This is a genomic window from Azospirillum rugosum, from assembly GCF_017876155.1.
Classification (GTDB): Bacteria; Pseudomonadota; Alphaproteobacteria; order Azospirillales; family Azospirillaceae; genus Azospirillum; species Azospirillum rugosum.
Window position 1 is genome coordinate 23,562 of the sequence record NZ_JAGINP010000013.1, and the last position, 19,237, is coordinate 42,798.

At 69.8% G+C, this 19,237-nt stretch carries 19 protein-coding genes; 12 read left to right on the top strand and 7 right to left on the bottom strand.

Translation table 11 applies throughout. The features are described from left to right. The first annotated feature begins 9 nt into the window (after positions 1 to 9). Entirely contained in the window at positions 10 to 417 is a 408-nt protein-coding gene (locus J2851_RS18000; protein ID WP_209767773.1) for a helix-turn-helix domain-containing protein, read from the top strand. 144 nt (positions 418 to 561) lie between these two features. Continuing rightward, complete coding sequence (locus tag J2851_RS18005; protein ID WP_209767774.1) at positions 562 to 2,100, top strand: sensor histidine kinase; 1,539 nt, start codon at positions 562 to 564, stop codon at positions 2,098 to 2,100. A gap of 267 nt (positions 2,101 to 2,367) precedes the next feature. On the opposite strand, the gene hslU is transcribed toward J2851_RS18005, so the two are convergent. The 3 genes from hslU to J2851_RS18020 form a co-directional block, all read right to left on the bottom strand. Continuing rightward, positions 2,368 to 3,720, bottom strand: coding sequence for an ATP-dependent protease ATPase subunit HslU (gene hslU / locus J2851_RS18010; protein WP_209767775.1), 1,353 nt, complete (start codon positions 3,718 to 3,720; stop codon positions 2,368 to 2,370). 67 nt (positions 3,721 to 3,787) lie between these two features. Next, complete coding sequence (hslV, locus tag J2851_RS18015; protein ID WP_209767776.1) at positions 3,788 to 4,336, bottom strand: ATP-dependent protease subunit HslV; 549 nt, start codon at positions 4,334 to 4,336, stop codon at positions 3,788 to 3,790. A gap of 137 nt (positions 4,337 to 4,473) precedes the next feature. Continuing rightward, on the bottom strand, positions 4,474 to 5,943 hold the full coding sequence (locus tag J2851_RS18020) for a serine/threonine-protein kinase (RefSeq protein ID WP_209767777.1): 1,470 nt from the start codon (positions 5,941 to 5,943) through the stop codon (positions 4,474 to 4,476). Positions 5,944 to 6,090: 147 nt separating this feature from the next. On the opposite strand from J2851_RS18020, the gene hisB reads away from it, so the two are divergent. Genes hisB through J2851_RS18055 form a run of 7 tightly spaced genes read left to right on the top strand, consistent with a single transcriptional unit; the run spans position 6,091 to position 10,206 of the window. Next, positions 6,091 to 6,714, top strand: coding sequence for an imidazoleglycerol-phosphate dehydratase HisB (gene hisB / locus J2851_RS18025; protein WP_209767982.1), 624 nt, complete (start codon positions 6,091 to 6,093; stop codon positions 6,712 to 6,714). Between the two features lie 30 nt (positions 6,715 to 6,744). Continuing rightward, on the top strand, positions 6,745 to 7,389 hold the full coding sequence (gene hisH, locus J2851_RS18030; RefSeq protein ID WP_209767778.1) for an imidazole glycerol phosphate synthase subunit HisH: 645 nt from the start codon (positions 6,745 to 6,747) through the stop codon (positions 7,387 to 7,389). 3 nt (positions 7,390 to 7,392) lie between these two features. After that, positions 7,393 to 7,935, top strand: coding sequence for a GNAT family N-acetyltransferase (locus J2851_RS18035; RefSeq protein WP_209767779.1), 543 nt, complete (start codon positions 7,393 to 7,395; stop codon positions 7,933 to 7,935). A gap of 14 nt (positions 7,936 to 7,949) precedes the next feature. Continuing rightward, positions 7,950 to 8,699 (top strand): 1-(5-phosphoribosyl)-5-[(5-phosphoribosylamino)methylideneamino]imidazole-4-carboxamide isomerase, encoded by a 750-nt coding sequence (gene hisA, locus J2851_RS18040; RefSeq protein ID WP_209767780.1) that lies wholly within the window; start codon positions 7,950 to 7,952, stop codon positions 8,697 to 8,699. Further along, positions 8,699 to 9,484 carry an imidazole glycerol phosphate synthase subunit HisF gene (hisF, locus tag J2851_RS18045; protein ID WP_209767781.1) on the top strand — a complete coding sequence of 262 codons (786 nt, stop codon included), beginning with the start codon at positions 8,699 to 8,701 and terminating at the stop codon, positions 9,482 to 9,484. The genes hisA and hisF overlap by 1 nt, the downstream gene beginning before the upstream one ends. Further along, entirely contained in the window at positions 9,477 to 9,824 is a 348-nt protein-coding gene (locus tag J2851_RS18050; protein WP_209767782.1) for a phosphoribosyl-ATP diphosphatase, read from the top strand. The genes hisF and J2851_RS18050 overlap by 8 nt, the downstream gene beginning before the upstream one ends. A 13-nt stretch (positions 9,825 to 9,837) precedes the next feature. Then, positions 9,838 to 10,206, top strand: a complete 369-nt coding sequence (locus J2851_RS18055) for a histidine triad nucleotide-binding protein (RefSeq protein WP_209767783.1) — start codon at positions 9,838 to 9,840, stop codon at positions 10,204 to 10,206. Between the two features lie 104 nt (positions 10,207 to 10,310). Here the strand turns inward: J2851_RS18055 and J2851_RS18060 are convergent, their stop codons facing one another. The 3 genes from J2851_RS18060 to J2851_RS18070 form a co-directional block, all read right to left on the bottom strand. After that, positions 10,311 to 11,174, bottom strand: a complete 864-nt coding sequence (locus tag J2851_RS18060; RefSeq protein ID WP_209767784.1) for a DUF2279 domain-containing protein — start codon at positions 11,172 to 11,174, stop codon at positions 10,311 to 10,313. A 93-nt stretch (positions 11,175 to 11,267) separates the two neighbouring features. Then, on the bottom strand, positions 11,268 to 12,479 hold the full coding sequence (mltA, locus tag J2851_RS18065) for a murein transglycosylase A (protein WP_209767785.1): 1,212 nt from the start codon (positions 12,477 to 12,479) through the stop codon (positions 11,268 to 11,270). Between the two features lie 29 nt (positions 12,480 to 12,508). After that, complete coding sequence (locus tag J2851_RS18070) at positions 12,509 to 13,198, bottom strand: Tim44/TimA family putative adaptor protein (RefSeq protein ID WP_209767786.1); 690 nt, start codon at positions 13,196 to 13,198, stop codon at positions 12,509 to 12,511. Positions 13,199 to 13,437: 239 nt separating this feature from the next. Here J2851_RS18070 and J2851_RS18075 point away from each other — a divergent pair, with 239 nt between their 5' ends. Further along, positions 13,438 to 13,998, top strand: coding sequence for an FxsA family protein (locus J2851_RS18075; protein ID WP_209767787.1), 561 nt, complete (start codon positions 13,438 to 13,440; stop codon positions 13,996 to 13,998). A 133-nt stretch (positions 13,999 to 14,131) separates the two neighbouring features. Further along, positions 14,132 to 14,608 (top strand): protein-export chaperone SecB, encoded by a 477-nt coding sequence (gene secB, locus J2851_RS18080; RefSeq protein ID WP_209767788.1) that lies wholly within the window; start codon positions 14,132 to 14,134, stop codon positions 14,606 to 14,608. A 218-nt stretch (positions 14,609 to 14,826) separates the two neighbouring features. Here the strand turns inward: secB and rho are convergent, their stop codons facing one another. Then, positions 14,827 to 16,083, bottom strand: coding sequence for a transcription termination factor Rho (gene rho, locus J2851_RS18085; RefSeq protein ID WP_209767789.1), 1,257 nt, complete (start codon positions 16,081 to 16,083; stop codon positions 14,827 to 14,829). Positions 16,084 to 16,455: 372 nt separating this feature from the next. Between rho and J2851_RS18090 the strand changes: the two genes are divergently transcribed. After that, positions 16,456 to 19,182: a cation-transporting P-type ATPase gene (locus J2851_RS18090; protein WP_209767790.1), complete on the top strand. Its 2,727-nt coding sequence runs from the start codon at positions 16,456 to 16,458 to the stop codon at positions 19,180 to 19,182. The last annotated feature ends 55 nt before the right edge of the window (positions 19,183 to 19,237 follow it).

Genomic DNA, 19,237 nt, shown 5'->3' on the forward strand with positions numbered 1-19,237 from the left:
CGCGGCGCCATGACCCCCTTCGGCGAACGGGTCCGCGCCCTGCGCGAGGGCAAGGGCGTCACGCTCAAGCAGATGGCGGCGGACCTGCACATCTCCTCCGCCTACCTGTCGGCGCTGGAGCACGGCAAGCGCGGCCAGCCCTCCCCGCAGCTGGTCCGCCAGATCTGCGCCTATTTCGGGATCATCTGGGACGACGCGGAGGATCTGGAGCGGCTGGCCGCCCTGTCGCACCCGCGCGTGACGGTGGACACCGCCGGGCTCAGCCCCAAGGCGACCGAACTGGCGAACCGCCTGGCCGGGCGCATCCAGGACCTGGACGACCCGACGTTGGACCGGCTGCTCGGCGTGCTCGACGAGGCCGAGGCCGGCGGCGCAACCACGGCCCGGCGCCGCGCGGGCGTACGGCGCCGGTCATGAGCCCAACCCATACCCTGAGACGGCTTGTGGGATAATCGGTCGCAACCCGTGGGCCGCCCTTTCGGGTCGATTTCGTAGGCGTTAGGGCCTATGAATCCCGCCCATGGTGCGTTCCGTCCCCGCCCGTCCCGACAGGACCTTCCGATGACCGCCACGGCCGGCTGGATGCCGCAGGATGGCGGCACGGACGCCCTGTTCCGCATGATCTTCGACAACGCGTCGGTCGGTATCGTCGTCGCCGGGCTCGACGGGACGATCCTGGCGGCCAACGCCGCCTTCGCCGCCAGCCTGGGCCACAGCCCGGCCGCGCTGAACGGCCAACCCCTGTCCGCCATCACCCACCCCGACGATTGGGTTTGGGAGCGCGAGCGCTTCGACCGGGTGGTGCGGGGCGAGGCCCGGCCGAGCGCCTTCGAGAAGCGGTTCCTGCGCGCCGACGGAACGGTGATGCGCGCGGCCATGCGCCCCTTGGCGCTGCACGGCCCGGACGGGCGGCTGCTGGCGCTCAGCGCGGTGATCGAGGACGTGACCTCCGCCCGCGCGGCGGAGGAGCAGCTGCAACGCAGCGAAGCGCGCAACCGCGCCATCGTGGAGCAGGCGGTCGAGGCGATCCTGACCGTCAACGCGCACGGCGTCGTCCTGGCCAGCAACAAGGCGGCGGAGCGGCTGCTCGGCTACCGCCAGGACGAGCTGGCCGGCCGGCACATCGTGGCCCTGATGCCCCCGGAGGAGGCGGAGCGGCACGGCGCCTACATGCGCCGCTACCGCGAAACGGGCGAGAAGCACGTCATCGGCATCGGGCGCGAGATCGTGGCGCGACGGCGCGACGGCACCGACTTCCCGGCCTGGCTGTCGCTGTCGGAGATCGACCTGCCGGGCTTCCACGTCTTCGTCGCCATGCTGCGCGACCTCGGCGAGAGCAAGGCGGCGGAACGCGCGCTGATCGAGGCGAAGGAGGCGGCGGAGCTGGCCAACCGCGCCAAGACCGCCTTCCTCGCCAACATGAGCCACGAGCTGCGCACGCCGCTGAACGGCATCCTGGGCTTCGCCGACGTCATCCACCAGCAGATGCTGGGGGCGCTGGAAAACCCGATGTACGTGAACTACGCGGCCGAGATCAAACGGTCGGGCGAGCTTCTGCTGGCCAACATCAACGACATCCTGGAAATGGCCACCATCGAGGCCGGGCGCGTCGACCTGGAGGACGCGCTGTGCGACTTCCGGGACGTGGTGGTCACCTGCCTGCGCCTCGTCGCCAAGCGCGCGGAGCGCGGCAAGCTTCGCGTCGAGGCGGACATCGGGGCGGAGCTGCCGCCCCTGCTGGCCGACCCGCGCGCGCTGAAGCAGGTGCTGCTGCACCTGCTGTCCAACGCCATCAAGTTCACGCCGGAGGGCGGCCGCGTCGGCGTGTCCGCGCGCGTGGACGCCGAGGGCGCGCTGGTGGCGGAGGTGTTCGACACTGGCGTCGGCATCCCCGAGGACCGGCTGGAAACGGTGTTCCAGCCCTTCGTCCAGGGCGAATCGACCCTCGCCCGCCGGTTCGAGGGCATCGGGCTCGGCCTGTCCATCGCCAAGTCCCTGGTGGAGCAGCACGGCGGCCGCCTGGAAATCCGCGCCCGCGACGGCGGCGGCACCCAGGTGATCATCCACCTGCCGAAAGACCGCTTCCTGGCGGATTGGTGAGAAATTTCGGGACGAGTGCGTAGCGCGTAGGTTGGGTGGAGCGCCAGCGGAACCCAACAAACCCTGCCTCGCAACGATTGTTGGGTTGCGCTTCGCTCCACCCAACCTACGGATTCGTAAAAGATTTGGCGAAAGCGCCGGGAGTTGGGCCCCCACCCTAACCCTCCCCCACCTTCGGCGAGGGAGGGGACTGCCGCCGCGCGTCCCTTGAAGCCCTCCCCCGCCGAAGGTGGGGGAGGGTTGGGTGGGGGCCCGGCGCCGGGACTTTTACAGGATGAACTTCGACAGGTCGGTGTTCTTCGCCAAGCCGCCCACCTGGTCGCGGACGTAGGCGGCGTCGACGGTGACGGTGGTGCCGGCCTTGTCGCTGGCGGTGAAGCTGATTTCCTCCAGCAGGCGTTCCAGCACGGTGTGCAGGCGGCGGGCGCCGATGTTCTCCACCGTCGCGTTGATGTCGGCGGCGAGCCGCGCCAACTCGTCAATGGCGTCGTCGGTGAAGACGAGGTCAACCTCCTCCGTCTTCAGCAGGGCCTTGTACTGCTTGATCAGGCTCGCTTCCGGTTCGGTCAGGATGCGTTTGAAGTCGTCCTGGGACAGGGCCTTCAGCTCCACCCGGATCGGCAGGCGGCCCTGAAGCTCCGGCAGCAGGTCGGACGGCTTGGACAGGTGGAAGGCGCCGGACGCGATGAACAGGATGTGGTCGGTCTTCACCGCGCCGTGCTTGGTGCTGACGGTCGTGCCCTCGATCAGCGGCAGCAGGTCGCGCTGCACGCCCTCGCGGCTGACGTCGGCACCGCCCTTGTAGTCGGAGCGGGCGGAGATCTTGTCGATCTCGTCCAGGAAGACGATGCCGTTCTGCTCGACCGACTGGATCGCTTCCGAAACGACCTTTTCCTGGTCCAGCAGCTTGTCCGACTCCTCGGCCATCAGCACGTCGTAGCTTTCCTGCACGGTCATGCGGCGGGGCTTGGTGCGGCCGGCGAAGGCCTTGCCGAAGATGTCGTTCAGGTTGAGCATGCCCATCTGGGCGCCCGGCATGCCGGGGATGTCGAAGGTCGGCAGGCTGCCGGCGCCGCTGTCGGCGACCTGCACCTCGATCTCCTTGTCGTTCAGCGTGCCTTCGCGCAGCATCTTGCGGAACTTCTGGCGCGTCTCCGGGCTGGCGTTCTCGCCGCACAGCGCGTCCACCACCCGCTCCTCGGCGCGCAGCTCGGCCTTGGCGGCGACCTCCTTGCGCAGGCGCTCCCTGGTCATGCCGATGGCGCCCTCGACGAGGTCGCGGACGATCTGCTCCACGTCGCGGCCGACGTAGCCGACCTCGGTGAACTTGGTCGCCTCCACCTTCAGGAAGGGCGCCTGGGCCAGCTTCGCCAGGCGGCGGGCGATCTCGGTCTTGCCGACGCCGGTCGGGCCGATCATCAGGATGTTCTTCGGCAGGACCTCCTCGCGCAGGCCCTCCGGCAGCTGCTGGCGGCGCCAGCGGTTGCGCAGCGCGATGGCGACCGCGCGCTTGGCCTCGTGCTGGCCGACGATGTAGCGGTCAAGCTCCGACACGATCTCGCGCGGGCTGAAGGCGGCGGTGCTGGACGCGGCGGAGCCGGTGGAGGAAGCGGCGGTCATGGCGGCGGACCCGGGCTGGGGGTGGGACGTGGTCATCGGTATCGGAGGCGATCAGATCTTTTCGCCATCAAATCTTTTCCAATGTGACGTTCTCGTTCGTGTAGATGCAGATGCCGGCGGCGATCTTCATCGCCTTGCGGGCCACGGCCTCCGCGTCCAGACCTTCGATGTCGATCAGCGCGCGCGCCGCCGACAGGGCGAAGGCGCCGCCCGATCCGATGCCGATCAGCCCGTCCTCCGGCTCCAGCACGTCGCCGTTGCCGGTCAGGATCAGGCTGACGTTGCGGTCGGCGACGGCCATCATGGCCTCCAGCCGCCGCAGGTAGCGGTCGGTGCGCCAGTCCTTGGCCATCTCCACGCAGGCGCGGGTCAGCTGGCCGGGGTGCTGCTCCAGCTTCGCTTCCAGGCGCTCGAACAGGGTCAGCGCGTCCGCGGTGGCGCCGGCGAAGCCCGCCATCACGGTGCCGCCGGCGAGCCAGCGCACCTTGCGGGCGTTCGATTTCATGACCGTCTGGCCGACGGACACCTGGCCGTCGCCGGCGATCACCACCTGGCCGTTCTTGCGGACCGACAGGATGGTGGTGCCGTGCCACTGGATGGGATCGTGCGATGTCATGGGATCCGTGCTTGGGGGACCGTGTTCGAAGGATAAGGTGACCGTGCCGGCCAGGGTGTTTCCCTGTATAGGCACATTGGGTCACGGGTCTATGTGGGGGGAGGCCGGTCCCCGTCAAGACTCCTGTCCCCTTGGCCTCAAAGAGGGGCCCGAAGACGGGCGGCGGACGCGCGTGTCGGCGCTCCCGCGGGGGCTTGTGTCAACTCCACCCCCAGTCGCGTCAACATCGGCCCGACGGGCAGGAAAGCGGACAAGCCGTGCGCCCCGCCCGACCATGCCGGCCCGGGGCCGAGGCCAAGGCCGAGCAGGTTCCCCGCCTCGTCCACCAGGGGCGCGCCCGGCGCCGGTTCGCGGTCTAGACCGTCAAGTTCCGCCTGGATCAGGTCCAGGCCGCTCCGCGGGTCGGGGCGCAGCGCCGCCACCATGCCGACGGCGGCGTCGGCCCCCCTCTTCGACAGGACCGTGACGGGTTCCCCGACCGCGGCCTCGCCGCCGCGCAGGGGGGCGGCGGTCAGCCGCGCCGGCACCAGGACCAGCGCCGTGCCGCTCGCCGCGTCGCGCGCCACCACCACGCCGCGGAGCGCCACACCCGGCGCGGGGTGGACCGCGACCGTCGCGTCGAGCACGGCCAGCGAGGCCAGGATCGCCGCTTGGCCGTCAAGCTCCCCGATCACGACCCCGCGCCCCTCCCCCACCCGCACCAGCGCGGCGGAGACGAAGGCCGCCGGGTCGTCGGCGTAGCCGTCCGCCGGAGCGGGACCGCGCACGGCCAGCGCGGCGGCGGACGGCAATGAGGGCGGCGCGCCGCTTGACGCTCCGCCCGGGTTGACGAAACCGGGACTTGACGGTGTGTCACTTGACGGTACGTCACTTGACACAAGGGGGATTGTTGACGCAAGCGGCCGACTTGACACTCGTGACGGTCCCGCCGGGCCGGTTGACGCAAGGCCCGTGCTCCGCGACACGGCGGCGCGGAAGCCGGGGTCGGCGGCCAGCGCTTCCGCGGCGGTGCTGAAGGCCTCCTCGATCAGCAGGACGTCGCCCTGCGGCACCCCGCTGCCGCTGCGGGCCACGCCGCTGGTCGCGACGCGGTGGACGAGCCGCCCGGTCGCGACCTCGTAGACCGTCCAGTCCACCCGGACGCTGCCGGTGCCGGACACGCCCTTGTCGCCCAGCGTCAGCCAGTTGCGGCGGCGGCACAGCTCCAGGTCGATGCCGCGCAGGTCGCCCTGGACGATGTAGCGGGCGCGGTTGCGGTCCATGCCGCGCTCGTGGTCGCCGGAAGCGCGTCCGGCCACGTCGAAGCCGGCGTCGCCCAGCACCTCCGCGAAGCGTTCGGTGAAGGTGGAGTTCTCGTGCAGGCTCCGCGCGCTCGTCCAATAGACGTCCTCGTAGGGGGGCCAGCACTCCACGCTCCAGATATAGCTCCCGATCCGCGTGCCCCGGCGCATGGAGCCGAGCGACAGGTCGTCGAAACGCAGCGGCTCCGTCGCGCCGCGCGCCACCGGCGGGGCGCCGGGCGGCGGCGGCCGGTCACCGCCGGCGGCGCAGGCGGCGAGCGGGAGCACCACGCTGAGGGAGAAAAAGAGGCGTCGGAACAATGGCATATTCGGATATGCTCGCCATACGTGTGCATGATGATAGCCGCCACACGCACCGTCGGCAACGGCGCCGCCGATCCCCTGCCCTTTCCCGGCGAATACCGGCCGTGCGCCGCTGGCGTGGGGGCGCGCTTCCTGCTAAATACCGACTCCATGGACCAGAGCCCTGCCAATGGCGGCCGCCGCGCCTCGATCGAGCGGAACACCACCGAGACCCGCATCCGGGTTGCCGTGAACCTGGACGGCACCGGCGTCTACGACGTGAAGACGGGGGTCGGCTTTCTCGACCACATGCTGGAGCAGCTGTCGCGCCACAGCCTGATGGACCTGACCGTCCTGGCCGAGGGCGACCTGCACATCGACGCCCACCACACGACCGAGGACAGCGGCATCGCCATCGGCCAAGCCGTCGCCAAGGCTCTGGGCGACCGCAAGGGCATCCAGCGCTATGGCCATTCCTACATCCCGATGGACGAGACGCTGACCCGCGTCGCGCTGGACTTCTCCAACCGGCCCTACCTGATCTGGAAGGTGAATTTCAGCCGCGACAAGATCGGCGACATGGACACGGAGCTGTTCCGCGAGTGGTTCCAGGCCTTCGCCATGGCCGCGGGCGTGACGCTGCACGTGGAAAATCTGTACGGCGAAAACAACCACCACATCGTGGAAAGCTGCTACAAGGCGCTTGCCCGCGCGGTGCGCGCCGCGATTGAAATCGACCCGCGCAAGCGCGACGCCGTGCCCTCCACCAAGGGGACTCTCGGCGGGTCCCTCTGAAGCCGGTTCTTTGCTGAAAGCTTTCGTTCCATGGAAACCGTTGCGCTGATCGATTACGGCTCCGGCAACCTGCGTTCCGCCGCCAAGGCGCTGGAGCGCGCGGCGGCGGAGTCCCACGCGAATGTCCAGGTGCTGGTGACCTCCGACGCCGACGCGGTGCGCAAGGCCGACCGCGTCGTGCTGCCGGGCGTCGGCGCCTTCGCCGACTGCAAGCGCGGCCTGTCCGAGGTGCCGGGCATGCTCGACGCGCTGGAGGAGGTGGTGCACGTCAAGGCCCGCCCGTTCCTCGGCATCTGCGTCGGCATGCAGCTGATGGCCGAGCGCGGGCGCGAATACGGCGTCACCGAGGGGCTGGGCTGGATCAAGGGGGAGGTCGTGAAGCTGGAACCCGGCGACGCGTCCTTGAAGATCCCGCACATGGGCTGGAACGAGCTGAACATCCGCCGACCGCACCCGATCCTGGCCAACCTGCCGGAAGGCGCGCACGCCTATTTCGTCCATTCCTACCGTTTCGCGGTGGAGAATCCCGAGGACGTGATCGCCACCGTCGATTACGGCGGGACCTTCCCCGTGGTGGTTGGGCGCGACAACATGGTCGGCACCCAGTTCCACCCGGAGAAGAGCCAGGCGACCGGCCTCGCCCTGGTCGCCAACTTCCTGACCTGGCGGGTCTGACCCATGGCGGAGATCGCCATCGAGCGCGTCGACGCGCTGAAGACCGCCGACCTGCACGACCTGTGCGACGCCGCCGACGACGCCATCAAGGTCGGCGGCGGCTTCGGCTGGGTCACCCCGCCGTCGCGCGACGTCATGGAGCGCTACTGGAAGGGCGTCCTGGTCGTGCCGGAGCGCATCCTGTTCGTGGCGCGGCTGGACGGCGTCATCGCCGGGTCCGCCCAGCTGGTGAAGCCGGCGCGCAACAACGAGGCGCAGGCCCACGCCGCCAGCCTGACCACCAGCTTCGTCGCCCCCTGGGCGCGCGGCCACGGCCTCGCCCGCCGCCTGACCCAGGCGGTGGAGGCGGAGGCCCGCACCGCCGGCTTCCGGGTCCTGAACCTCGACGTGCGCGAGACGCAGGACGCGGCCATCCGGCTCTACGAGGATCTTGGGTTCAAGCGCTGGGGCACCCACCCCTTTTATGCGCTGGTGGACGGCCATCGGCTTGCCGGACACTTCTACGCCAAGGACCTCACCCCCGACACGCTCCCCGACACGCCATAGGACGAGACACCGCGATGATCATCTATCCCGCCATCGACCTGAAGGACGGTGCCTGCGTCCGGCTCCTGCGTGGTGAGATGAGCCAGGCGACCGTCTTCAACACGGACCCGGCCGAGCAGGCCCGCCTGTTCCAGGGCCAGGGCTTCGAGTGGCTCCACCTCGTGGACCTGAACGGCGCCTTCGAGGGCAAGCCGGTCAACGGGGAGGCCGTGGAGGGCATCCTCGGCGCCGTCGACATCCCGGTGCAGCTGGGCGGCGGCATCCGCGACCTGAAGACCATCGCCATGTGGCTGGAGAAGGGCATCAGCCGCGTCATCCTGGGCACCGTGGCCCTGCGCGAGCCGGAGCTGGTCAAGGAGGCCTGCCGGGAGTTCCCGGGCAAGGTCGCCGTCGGCATCGACGCGCGCGAGGGCTTCGTCGCCGTCGCCGGCTGGGCCGAGACCTCGACCATCCGGGCGCTGGACCTCGCGCTGAAGTTCGAGGACAGCGGCGTCGCCGCCATCATCTACACCGACATCAACCGCGACGGCGCCATGGGCGGCGTGAACGTGGAGGCGACGTCCGACCTCGCCTTCCACCTGACCACGCCGGTGATCGCGTCGGGCGGCGTGTCGTCCATCGACGACCTGGTCGCGCTGAAGCGGGAAGAGCACACGGGCATCCAGGGCGTCATCTGCGGCCGCGCGCTGTACGACGGCCGGATCGTGCCGAAGGAAGCGCTGGAGCTGCTGTCCTCCTCCCCCGTGTCCGGAGACGCCGACTGATGCTGAAGATGCGCGTCATCCCCTGCCTGGACGTCAAGGACGGCCGGGTCGTGAAGGGGGTCAACTTCGTCGATCTGGTGGACGCCGGCGATCCCGTCGAGCAGGCCCGCGTCTATGACCGGGAAGGGGCCGACGAGCTGACCTTCCTGGACATCACCGCCAGCCACGAGAACCGGGACACCATCTACGACGTCGTGCGCCGCACGGCGGAGCAGGTGTTCATGCCGCTGACCGTCGGCGGCGGCGTGCGCACGGTGGAGGATATCCGCAAGCTGCTGCTGGCCGGCGCCGACAAGGTGTCGATCAACACCGCCGCCATCCACCGGCCGGAGTTCGTGCAGGAGGCGGCGGAGAAGTTCGGCGCCCAGTGCATCGTCGTCGCCATCGACGCCAAGCAGGTGGAGCCCGGCCGCTGGGAGATCTTCACCCACGGCGGCCGCAAGGCCACGGGCATCGACGCAGTGGAATGGGCCAAGCGCATGGAGTCCTACGGGGCCGGCGAGATCCTGCTGACCTCCATGGACCGCGACGGCACCAAGAGCGGCTTTGACCTGGCGCTGACCCGCAAGGTGGCCGACGGCTTGCGCATCCCCGTCATCGCGTCGGGCGGCGTCGGCACGCTGGACCATCTGGTGGAGGGCATCCGCGAGGGCCACGCCACGGCGGTGCTGGCGGCCTCCATCTTCCATTTCGGCACCTACACCATCGGGCAGGCCAAGGCCGCGCTGGCCGACGCCGGCATCCCGGTGCGCCCGGCGCGGGCGCCTGAGGTGGCGCATGGGTGACGACAAGAAGTCCAAGGCTCCGACCGCGGAGGTGCTGGACCGGCTGCACGCCACCGTCCTGTCGCGCAAGGGCGCCGACCCGGAGACCTCCTACACCGCCAAGCTGTTCAGCCGCGGCACCTCCAAGATCGCCCAGAAGGTCGGCGAGGAGGCGGTGGAGGCCATCCTGGAGGCGGTGCGCGGCGACAAGGCGGCGCTCGCCTCGGAATCCGCCGACCTGCTCTACCACCTGATGGTGCTGTGGGCCGACGCCGGGCTGGAGCCCGCCGAGGTGTGGGAGAAGCTGGCCCAGCGCGAGGGCACCAGCGGCATCGCCGAGAAGAAATCGCGCAAGGCGTAAGGGAGAACCATCGATGGCCCGGACCTACGACAGCAACAACATCTTCGCCCGCATCCTGCGCGGCGAGATCCCCTGCAAGAAGGTCATGGAGACGGAGCACGCGCTCGCCTTCCACGACATCAACCCGCAGGCCCCGACCCACATCCTGGTGATCCCCAAGGGGGCCTACGTGGACATGGACGACTTCACCGCCCGCGCGACGGAGGCGGAGATCGCCGGCCTGTTCCGCGCCGTCGGCGAGGTCGCGCGCCAAGCCGGCGCCGCCGAGCCCGGCTACCGCATCCTGTCCAACTGCGGCCCCGACGCCAACCAGGAAGTCCCGCACCTGCACATCCACGTCTTCGCGGGACGTCACCTCGGCCGGATGCTGAACCCGGCCTGAGCCGGGTCGCCGCTGATCCCAGCGCTGATCCACGTGAAACATGAAGGGCGCCGAGGGGAAACCCCGGCGCCCTTCCTGTGTCGGGGCCGGGACAGGGCGTCCCGTCACCGGTCGAGGTTCCAGTCCTTGGAGATGTAGGTGTAGGGCGGCTGGACATAGTGCAGGACGCCGCCGGTGTTGACGTAGGGTTTGAGCAGGCGGGTCAGGTTCAGGCCGATCCCCACATACAGGTACCGCCGCCGGTCATCGTTCAGGGGGTTGGCGCTGTAGTCCTCATAGCCGCGGGCGTAATAGCCGACGTGGAACTCCAGCATGCGCAGCACGGGGTTCCGCACGGCGTCGAAGCCGTCGGCCTTCACCGCAATCAGGTATTTCAGCCGCTTGTAGTCGGTGAAGAGGTCGGCTTGGTGGTCGCCGCTGATGAAAGGGTCGTATTCGACCCGGAAATCCACCTTGCGCGCCAGATCGGGATGGCTCCACAGGACGTAGCCCGCCCCGGCGCCGATGACGTTGAACAGCATGTCCTGGTAGGAGAAGCCGTATTGGTCGCTGAAGGCGTCGCCGACCTCCACCAGGCCCATGACGCCGACGGACGATAAGGCGCCGTAGCGCGCGGCCTCATCCTGCCGATAGCCCCAGCCCTGGTAGGCACGGGCGAAGAGATGGCTGATGGCGTAGGTGGTCCAGGCGTGGCCAAGCTTGTCGGCGCCGCCTTCGCTGGTGGTGCGCCCGAACCAGCCTTCATCCTGGAAGCGCGGCCCGCTCGTGCCCCAGTTCCACGACCAGGTACCCCAGCCCAGCGCCAGGGCACCGGCGCCAATGTTGAGGGCAAGGGCCTTGTCCTCCTTGCTCCATTGGCTCCAGCCGACCCAGTCGGTACCCGGGACCATGTCCGCGCGGGCCGGTGTGCTGAGGAGAAGGGCTGCGACGATCGCACGAGCCACGATCAGACCAACCAGGGACGCCATGGCGAGCAGCCTCCGGAACGGTGCGCGCGTGCGGACATGATCGCGCAAAGGCTCCGGCCGGGGGCCGGCCTCTTCCGGCTTACGGTCGTCGGATCAACTGGCCGGAACGACCGTCTTAGGCAACAGGACGTAGTATTCCCCCGCGCTCTTCATCACGCCGGCGCGCTTTTCCGCCTCCTCGCCGTGGCCCCAGAAGACGTCGCCGCGCACCGGGCCGCGGATGGCGCCGCCGGTGTCCTGGGCGACCAGAAGGCGGCGCAGCCGCGCCTGGGAGTCCAGCGGGTCCTCGGCGTCCAGCCACACCGGCACACCGTAGGGCAGGAACTTGGAGTCCACGGCCAAGCTGCGGCCGGGGGTCAGCGCCACGTTCTGCGCGCCGTTCGGCCCCTCCCCCTTCAGCTCCTGGAAGAAGACGTAGGAGGGGTTCATGTTCATCAGGTCGGGCGCCTTGTCCGGGTGGGCCTTCAGCCAGGCGCGGATGGACTGGAGCGACACCTGCTCCCGCGGAATTTCGCCGCGGTCGATCAGCGCCTTGCCGATGGCGACGTATTTGTGCCCGTTCTGCGCGGCGTAGCCGACGCGCGTCTCCGTCCCGTCGGGAAAGCGCACCCGGCCGGAGCCCTGGATGTGCAGGAAGAAGGTGGCGATCGGGTCCTGCAGCCAGAGCAGCTCCAGCCCCCTGTTGCGCAGCGCCCCGGCCTCGATGGCGGCGCGGTCCTCAAAGGGCTTCAGGCGCCCGTCGATGACCCGGCCCGCCGTCCGTTCCCCCTTCCAGCGGTCGGCGAAGTCGCCCAGGTCCACCAGGACGAGGTCGGACGGCCGCTTGTAGAGCGGCACGGGAAAGGCCGGGTCGGGCGTCCGGCTGCCGGCCAGCTCCACCTCGTAATAGCCGGTGAAGAGGCCGCGCCGGGTGTCGTTGTTGGCCGCGGCGTAGGGGGTGAACCACTGTTCGAAGAAGGCACGGGCCGCCGCGTCGTCGCCGGGCCCCAGTGCAGCCGGTTGCTTCGCCAGCGCCGCGCAGGGAGCCTGCCAGTCGCCGCCCCGGCCCCCCACCCCGTCGGGCCCGACCGGCCGGTCCGCCGGCAGCGCCGCCAGCTTGGCGCAGGAGCGGCGGAAGGCCGGTACGGCGTCGGCCACCCGGTCGGCGGTCCAGCCCGGCAGATCGGTGAAGGCCACCGGCTTCAGGACCAGCTTGTCGGGCGGCGGCGGGGCCTTCGCCTCCTCCTTCCGCTCGCAGGACGCCATGAAAAACGCCGCGGCAAGGGCTGCCGCGGCGCTGAAACGGATCAGGGATGTCGGAGTCATCAAGCCGTCGTGATCAATGCGGGTCGTAATCAGTGCGTGGTGCGCGTCTCGACCAGCGCCCAGTTCGGGTTGCTGGCGCGGGTGTTGCGGGCGAAGGTCCAGACGTCCACCGCCTCGACCACCGCGTTCGGGTCGCCGTCCACCACGGCGCCGTTGCGGTCGCGCACGACGTTCATCTGCTCCGACACGAACTTCACGGTGACCAGCGCGGTGCGGCCGTCCATGCGGGCCTCCACCACATCGGCGTCGGCGATGCGCTCGATCCGGGTCTCAAGCGTTTCCCCGGCGGCTTGGCGATCGCGGACGGCGCGGGCGAAGTTGTCGTAGACGTCGTCGGCCAGCAGCGGGCGCAGCGTGGCCGTGTCGCCCTTGGCGAAGGCCTCCACGATCATCTGGAAGGCGCCGCGGGCGCCCTGGAGGAAGTGCTTCTCGTCGAAGGACGAGTCTGCGGCGGCGATCTGCGCCAGCGCCGCGTGCAGCGACACCGGCTCGTCCGGCGAGGCGGCGGCCGCAGCCGGCGCCGGGCGGTCGCGGCCGGGCATCGGGACGACGTTGTCCGGCGCGCCGGCACGAGGCGCATCCGGACGGGCCGTGAAGGGGTTCGGCCGTTGCCGTTCCTCGCCGGTGCGGCGGCCGAGCACGCTGCGCAAGCGGTACACGAGGAACGCCGCGATCATCGCGAAGATCAGGATTTCGACGAACACAAACCCATCTCCCATCGTCCATCCTTCCGGGTGACTGGAGGCCGGCGCTCCCGAGGCGGTGCCCCAGGGGGCCGGCGTGCAAATGCTGGTCAGGGCCGCGATCCGCTACTGGATCCGTCGCCGGGTGCGCATTAAGTGTACCCTGACCGTACACCGGACCGGCCTATCCGTACCGGCCACGCCCTCCGTCCCCGACGCCTTGCGGCTTACCCAAGCCTAGATAGGCCCTTGAGGTTGAAAGAGCAAGGACAGCCATGAATCCGTTGCTTTTGTTGCTTCTCCTGCCGATTGCGGAAATCGCCGTCTTCATCGAGGTCGGCGATTGGATCGGCTCCGGACCCACGGTCGGGCTGGTGATCCTGTCCGCGATCCTGGGATCGGTCCTGATCCGCTGGCAGGGGCTGTCCGTGCTGAAACGCGCCCAGGAGGCCGCGGAGCGCGGCGAGGTGCCGGTCGGGGCGGTGTTCGAGGGCTTCTGCGTGGTGGCCGCCGGCATCCTGCTGATCGTCCCCGGCTTCCTGACCGACGTCGTCGGGCTTCTGCTGTTCGTGCGGCCGCTGCGCAACGCGCTGGGCCGCTGGCTGTTCGACCGTATGAAGGGCAGCGCGTCCTTCCGGGTGCACGGCCAGATGGGCGGCCGGAGCTGGAACAACGGTCCAGGCCCGGATCCCTTCAACCGGCCCCCGCCGGGCGTGATCGATGCCGACTACCACGATGTGACGCCGGAGGATGAAAAGGCCGGAGACGCGCCGCGGATCGGGTCCGGAGCCGGTGAGTCGCGCTGGGCCCCGCCGGACTCCAAGTTCCGCCCGTGATGCGGGTAACCCTTCCTCGTTCCGGGCCGGCTCTTTCCCCCGGCTTTCCGTTGTCGGTGCGGCGGATCCGTGGTAGCCAGCGGGTCTTGAACACCGACCACCGTCACGCCGCCCCGCGGCCAGGAGTTGTTTGATGTCCGATCAGCAGACCAACGGCCAAGACCAGGAAGCCGCCAGCTCGCTGCCGATGCACGTGCTCGCGCAGTATGTGAAGGACCTGTCCTTCGAGAACCCCAACGCGCCGCAGAGCCTCCTGCCCGGCCAGCCGCAGCCGCAGGTCAACATCGGCGTGGACGTCCAGGCCCAGCCGATGGGCGAGGACGTCTACGAGGTCGTCCTGAAGCTGCACTGCGAGGCCAAGCAGGGCGAGGGCGTCGCCTTCCTGGTGGAGGTCGCCTATGGCGGCCTGTTCCAGCTGCCCGGCCTGCCGCAGGAGCATCACCGCGCCGTTCTCCTCATCGAGGGCCCGCGCATGCTGTTCCCGTTCGCCCGCGCCATCGTGGCCGGCTGCACCCAGGACGGCGGCTTCCCGCCGCTGATGATCAACCCGATCGACTTCGTGGACCTGTACCGCCGCCAGACCGGCCCCCAGCCGTCGGCCGAAGCGTAAGGTCCAAGCGCGAACAAAGAAAAAGGCGGGAGGCTTTCGGGCCTCCCGCCTTTTTTTGTGTCCGGCACAGTCCCTCTCCCGCCCCGGGAGAGGGTGGCGCCGCAAGGCGCCGGGTGAGGGTCGCGCAAGGATCAAGGCGCTGATCCTCGGCTGTACCCTCACCCTTCCCACTGCGTGGGTCCCTTCCCTCTCCCGGGGCGGGAGAGGGACACCAAAAACTACTGGTTCATGCTCTCGAAGAATTCCGAGTTCGACTTGGTGTGCTTCAGCTTGTCGACCAGGAAGTCGACCGCGTCGGTCACGCCCATCGGCATCAGGATGCGGCGCAGGATCCACATCTTCGAAATCGTGCCCTTGTCGACCAGCAGCTCCTCCTTGCGGGTGCCCGACTTGGAAATGTCGATGGCCGGGAAGGTGCGCTTGTCGGAGAGCTTGCGGTCCAGCACGATCTCGGAGTTGCCGGTGCCCTTGAACTCTTCGAAGATCACCTCGTCCATGCGGCTGCCGGTGTCGATCAGCGCGGTCGCGATGATGGTCAGCGAGCCGCCCTCCTCGATGTTGCGGGCGGCACCGAAGAAGCGCTTCGGCCGCTGGAGCGCGTTGGCGTCCACGCCGCCGGTCAGCACCTTGCCGGACGACGGCACCACCGTGTTGTAGGCGCGCGCCAGGCGGGTGATGCTGTCCAGCAGGATGACCACGTCGCGCTTGTGCTCGACCAGGCGCTTGGCCTTCTCGATCACCATCTCGGCGACCTGGACGTGACGGGTCGCCGGCTCGTCGAAGGTGGAGCTGATGACCTCGCCGCGCACCGACCGGGCCATGTCGGTCACCTCTTCCGGCCGCTCGTCGATCAGCAGCACGATGAGGTAGGCTTCCGGATGGTTGGTGGCGATGGAATGGGCGATGTTCTGCAGCATCACCGTCTTGCCGGTGCGCGGCGGGGCGACGATCAGCCCGCGCTGGCCCTTTCCGAGCGGCGCCACCAGGTCGATGATGCGGCCGGTGAAGTTCTTCTTGGTCGGGTCGTCGACTTCCATGCGCAGCCGCTCTTCCGGATAGAGCGGGGTCAGGTTGTCGAAGTTGATGCGGTGGCGGACCTTGTCCGGCGCATCGAAGTTGATGGTGTTGACCTTGAGAAGGGCGAAGTAGCGCTCACCGTCCTTGGGCGAGCGGATCTGCCCTTCCACCGTATCGCCGGTGCGCAGGCCGAAGCGGCGCACCTGGCTGGGGCTGACGTAGATGTCGTCGGGACCGGGCAGATAGTTGGCTTCGGGGGAACGCAGGAACCCGAAACCGTCCTGAAGAACTTCGAGCACGCCGTCGCCGAAGATCGGAACGTCGTTTTCCGCCAGCTGCTTCAGGATGGCGAACATCATGTCCTGCTTGCGCAGCGTGCTGGCGTTCTCGATCTGCAGCTCCTCCGCGAACGCCAGAAGTTCGGCGGGGCTCTTGCACTTCAGCTCTTGGAGATGCATGGGTGGTGCCTTAGGGAATCGTCGTCATGCGGGGGAGTGCCATGAGTCCCGGGCCGGCGCAGGGTGCGTCGGTTGGGCGTCGGACAACGCTGAAGGCGGCGGAAAGGGCCTTCGGTCGTCGCGCCCAGTTCGTTGGGGAGGGACGGAACGGCGGATGTGGGCGTGGGTACCCGCGAGGCTTGCCGCCCCGTGGTGATTGAAATGGTTAGCGGATCGCCGTCTGCAAGTCAAACGAAAGCGAAACCGTGGAAAAATCCGGAAAGGGCTGTTCCGGCATGGCGTTCCGGCGGGTCATAGTGCCGCAACCCCTGAGGAATGGCCCGGCCGGTCCCAACGTACACGGATGAAGGTTCCGGACAGGGAGCGATCACCATGGACCGCCACGCCCCGATCACGCCGATCCCGGCCACGCCATCCCCGGCCGCCGCCCTGCCCTGGCACGCGCGCCCGGCGGCCGAAGCGCTCGCCGCCCTGGACAGCCCGGAGGGCGGCCTGTCGGCGGCGGAGGCGCGGGACCGGCTGGAGCGCGTCGGGCCGAACCGGCTGACCCCGCCGCCGAGCCGCTCCGCCCTGCGGCGTTTCGCCGCGCAGTTCAACAACCTGCTGATCTACGTCCTGATCGCTTCCGGCCTCGTGACGCTGGCGCTGGGGGAACTGATCGACGCCGCGGTGATCGCCGGCGTGGTGCTGATCAACGCGCTGATCGGCGCCGTGCAGGAGGGCAAGGCCGAACAGGCGCTGGACGCCATCCGCGACATGCTGTCGCCGCAGGCCATCGTGCTGCGCGGTGGCCGGCGGATCACCGTCCCGGCGGAGGAGCTGGTCCCCGGCGACCGGGTGGCGCTCAGCTCCGGCGACCGGGTGCCGGCCGACCTGCGGCTGATCCAGGCCAAGGGGCTGCGCGTGCAGGAAGCGGCGCTGACCGGCGAATCCGTGCCCGTCGCCAAGACCACCGACCCGGTGGAACCCGCCGCCCCGCTGGCCGAGCGCGCCGGCATGGCCTATTCCGCCACTCTGGTGGCCCAGGGGCAGGCCATCGGCGTGGTGGTGGCCACGGGAGACGCGACGGAGCTGGGCCGCATCGGCCGGCTTCTGGCGGGCGTGGAGACGCTGACCACGCCGCTGCTCGCCCGGATGGCGGTTTTCGGCCGCTGGCTGACCGTCGGCATCCTGATCCTGACCGCCCTGACCTTCCTGTACGGCACGCTGCTGCGCGGGGAGCCCTGGGCGGAGATGGTGATGGCCGCGGTCGGGCTGGCCGTCGCGGCGATTCCGGAGGGGCTGCCGACGGTGATGACCATCACGCTGGCCATCGGCGTCACCCGCATGGCCCGGCGCAACGCCATCATCCGCCGCCTGCCGGCGGTGGAGACGCTGGGCTCGGTCGGGGTGATCTGCTCCGACAAGACCGGCACGCTGACCCGCAACGAGCTGACCGTGCAGACCGTCGCCACCGCGGCGGCGGATTACGCGGTGACCGGCACCGGCTACGAGCCGGAAGGCACCTTCCGGCGGGACGCGGCGGCGGTGGACCCGGCCGGCGAGCCGGTCCTGGCGGACCTCGCCCGCGCCGCCCTGCTGTGCAACGACGCGGCGCTGCACCGGGACGAATCCGGCGACTGGACCGTGTCGGGCGACCCGACCGACGGCGCCCTGCTGGCGCTCGCCCGCAAGGCCGGGCTCGACCCGGCGGCGGAGGCCGCGGCGCACCCGCGCGCCGACGTCATCCCCTTCGAGTCCGAGCACAAGTTCATGGCGACCCTGCACCGTACGTCCGGCGGGAGCCGGCTGTACGTCAAGGGCGCGCCGGAGCGGGTGCTCGCCCTGTGCGACCGCGTGCTCGGCCCGGCGGGGCCGGAGCCGCTCGACGCGGCGGCCTGGGCGGAGCGGGTGGACGATCTCGCGGCCGAGGGGCAGCGGGTGCTGGCTCTGGCGGTTCGGACCGATCCGCCGGTGACGGACGGCCTGACCGTGGAGGACCTGGACGGCGGGCTGGCCCTGCTCGGCCTGTGCGGGCTGATCGACCCGCCGCGGGAGGAGGCCATCGCCGCCGTCCTCCGCTGCCAAGCCGCCGGCATCCGGGTCAAGATGATCACCGGCGACCACGCCGGCACCGCCCAGGCCATCGGCCGCCGCTTCGGCCTGTCCGGCCCGGCGGTGACGGGTGCGGAGCTGGACGGGCTCGACGACGCGGCCCTGGGCGCCGTGGCGCGCGACACCGACGTCTTCGCCCGCACCGCGCCGGAGCACAAGCTGCGGCTCGTCCAGGCGCTCCAGGCGGCCGGGCAGACCATCGCCATGACCGGCGACGGGGTCAACGACGCGCCGGCGCTGAAGCGCGCCGACATCGGCATCGCCATGGGCCGCAAGGGGACGGAGGCCGCGAAGGAGGCCGCCGCCATGGTGCTGGCCGACGACAATTTCGCCTCCATCGCCCGCGCCGTGGAGGAAGGCCGCACCGTCTACGACAATCTGCGCAAGACGATCCTGTTCCTGCTGCCGACCAACGGCGCCCAGGCACTGGTGATCATGGTCGCGGTGCTGGGCGGCTACGCGCTGCCGATCACGCCGGTGCAGATCCTGTGGGTCAACATGGTCACCGCGGTGACGCTGGGCCTGGCGCTGGCTTTCGAGCCGCCGGAGCCCGGCGTGATGGACCGCCCGCCCCGCCCGCCGAATGAGCCGCTCCTGCCGCCCGTCCTGATCGCGCGGATGGTGATGGTGATGGCACTTCTGGTGGCGTGCAGCTTCGGCTTCTTCAGCTACCGCCAGGGCCACGGCGACCCGCCGGAGGTCGCCAGCACCATGGCCGTCAACGCGCTGGTGCTGGGCGAGATCGCCTTCCTGTTCAACGCGCGGGCGATCTCCGCCTCGGTGCTGAACCGGGCGGGCCTGTTCGGCAGCCGGCCGGTGTGGATCTCCGTCGCACTGATGCTGGCCCTGCAGCTGGCCTTCACCTACGCCCCGCCCCTGCAGCGGGTGTTCGGCACCGCCGCCGTGGGCTGGACCGACTGGGCCTGGATGGCCGCGGCGGCGGTGGCGGTGTTCCTGGTGGTGGAGGCGGAGAAGGCGCTGACGCGGCGATTCCGGAACGTGTAGGTTGGGTGCAGCGCCAGCGGAACCCAATATCGTCGGCATGGGAGCGTGTGTTGGG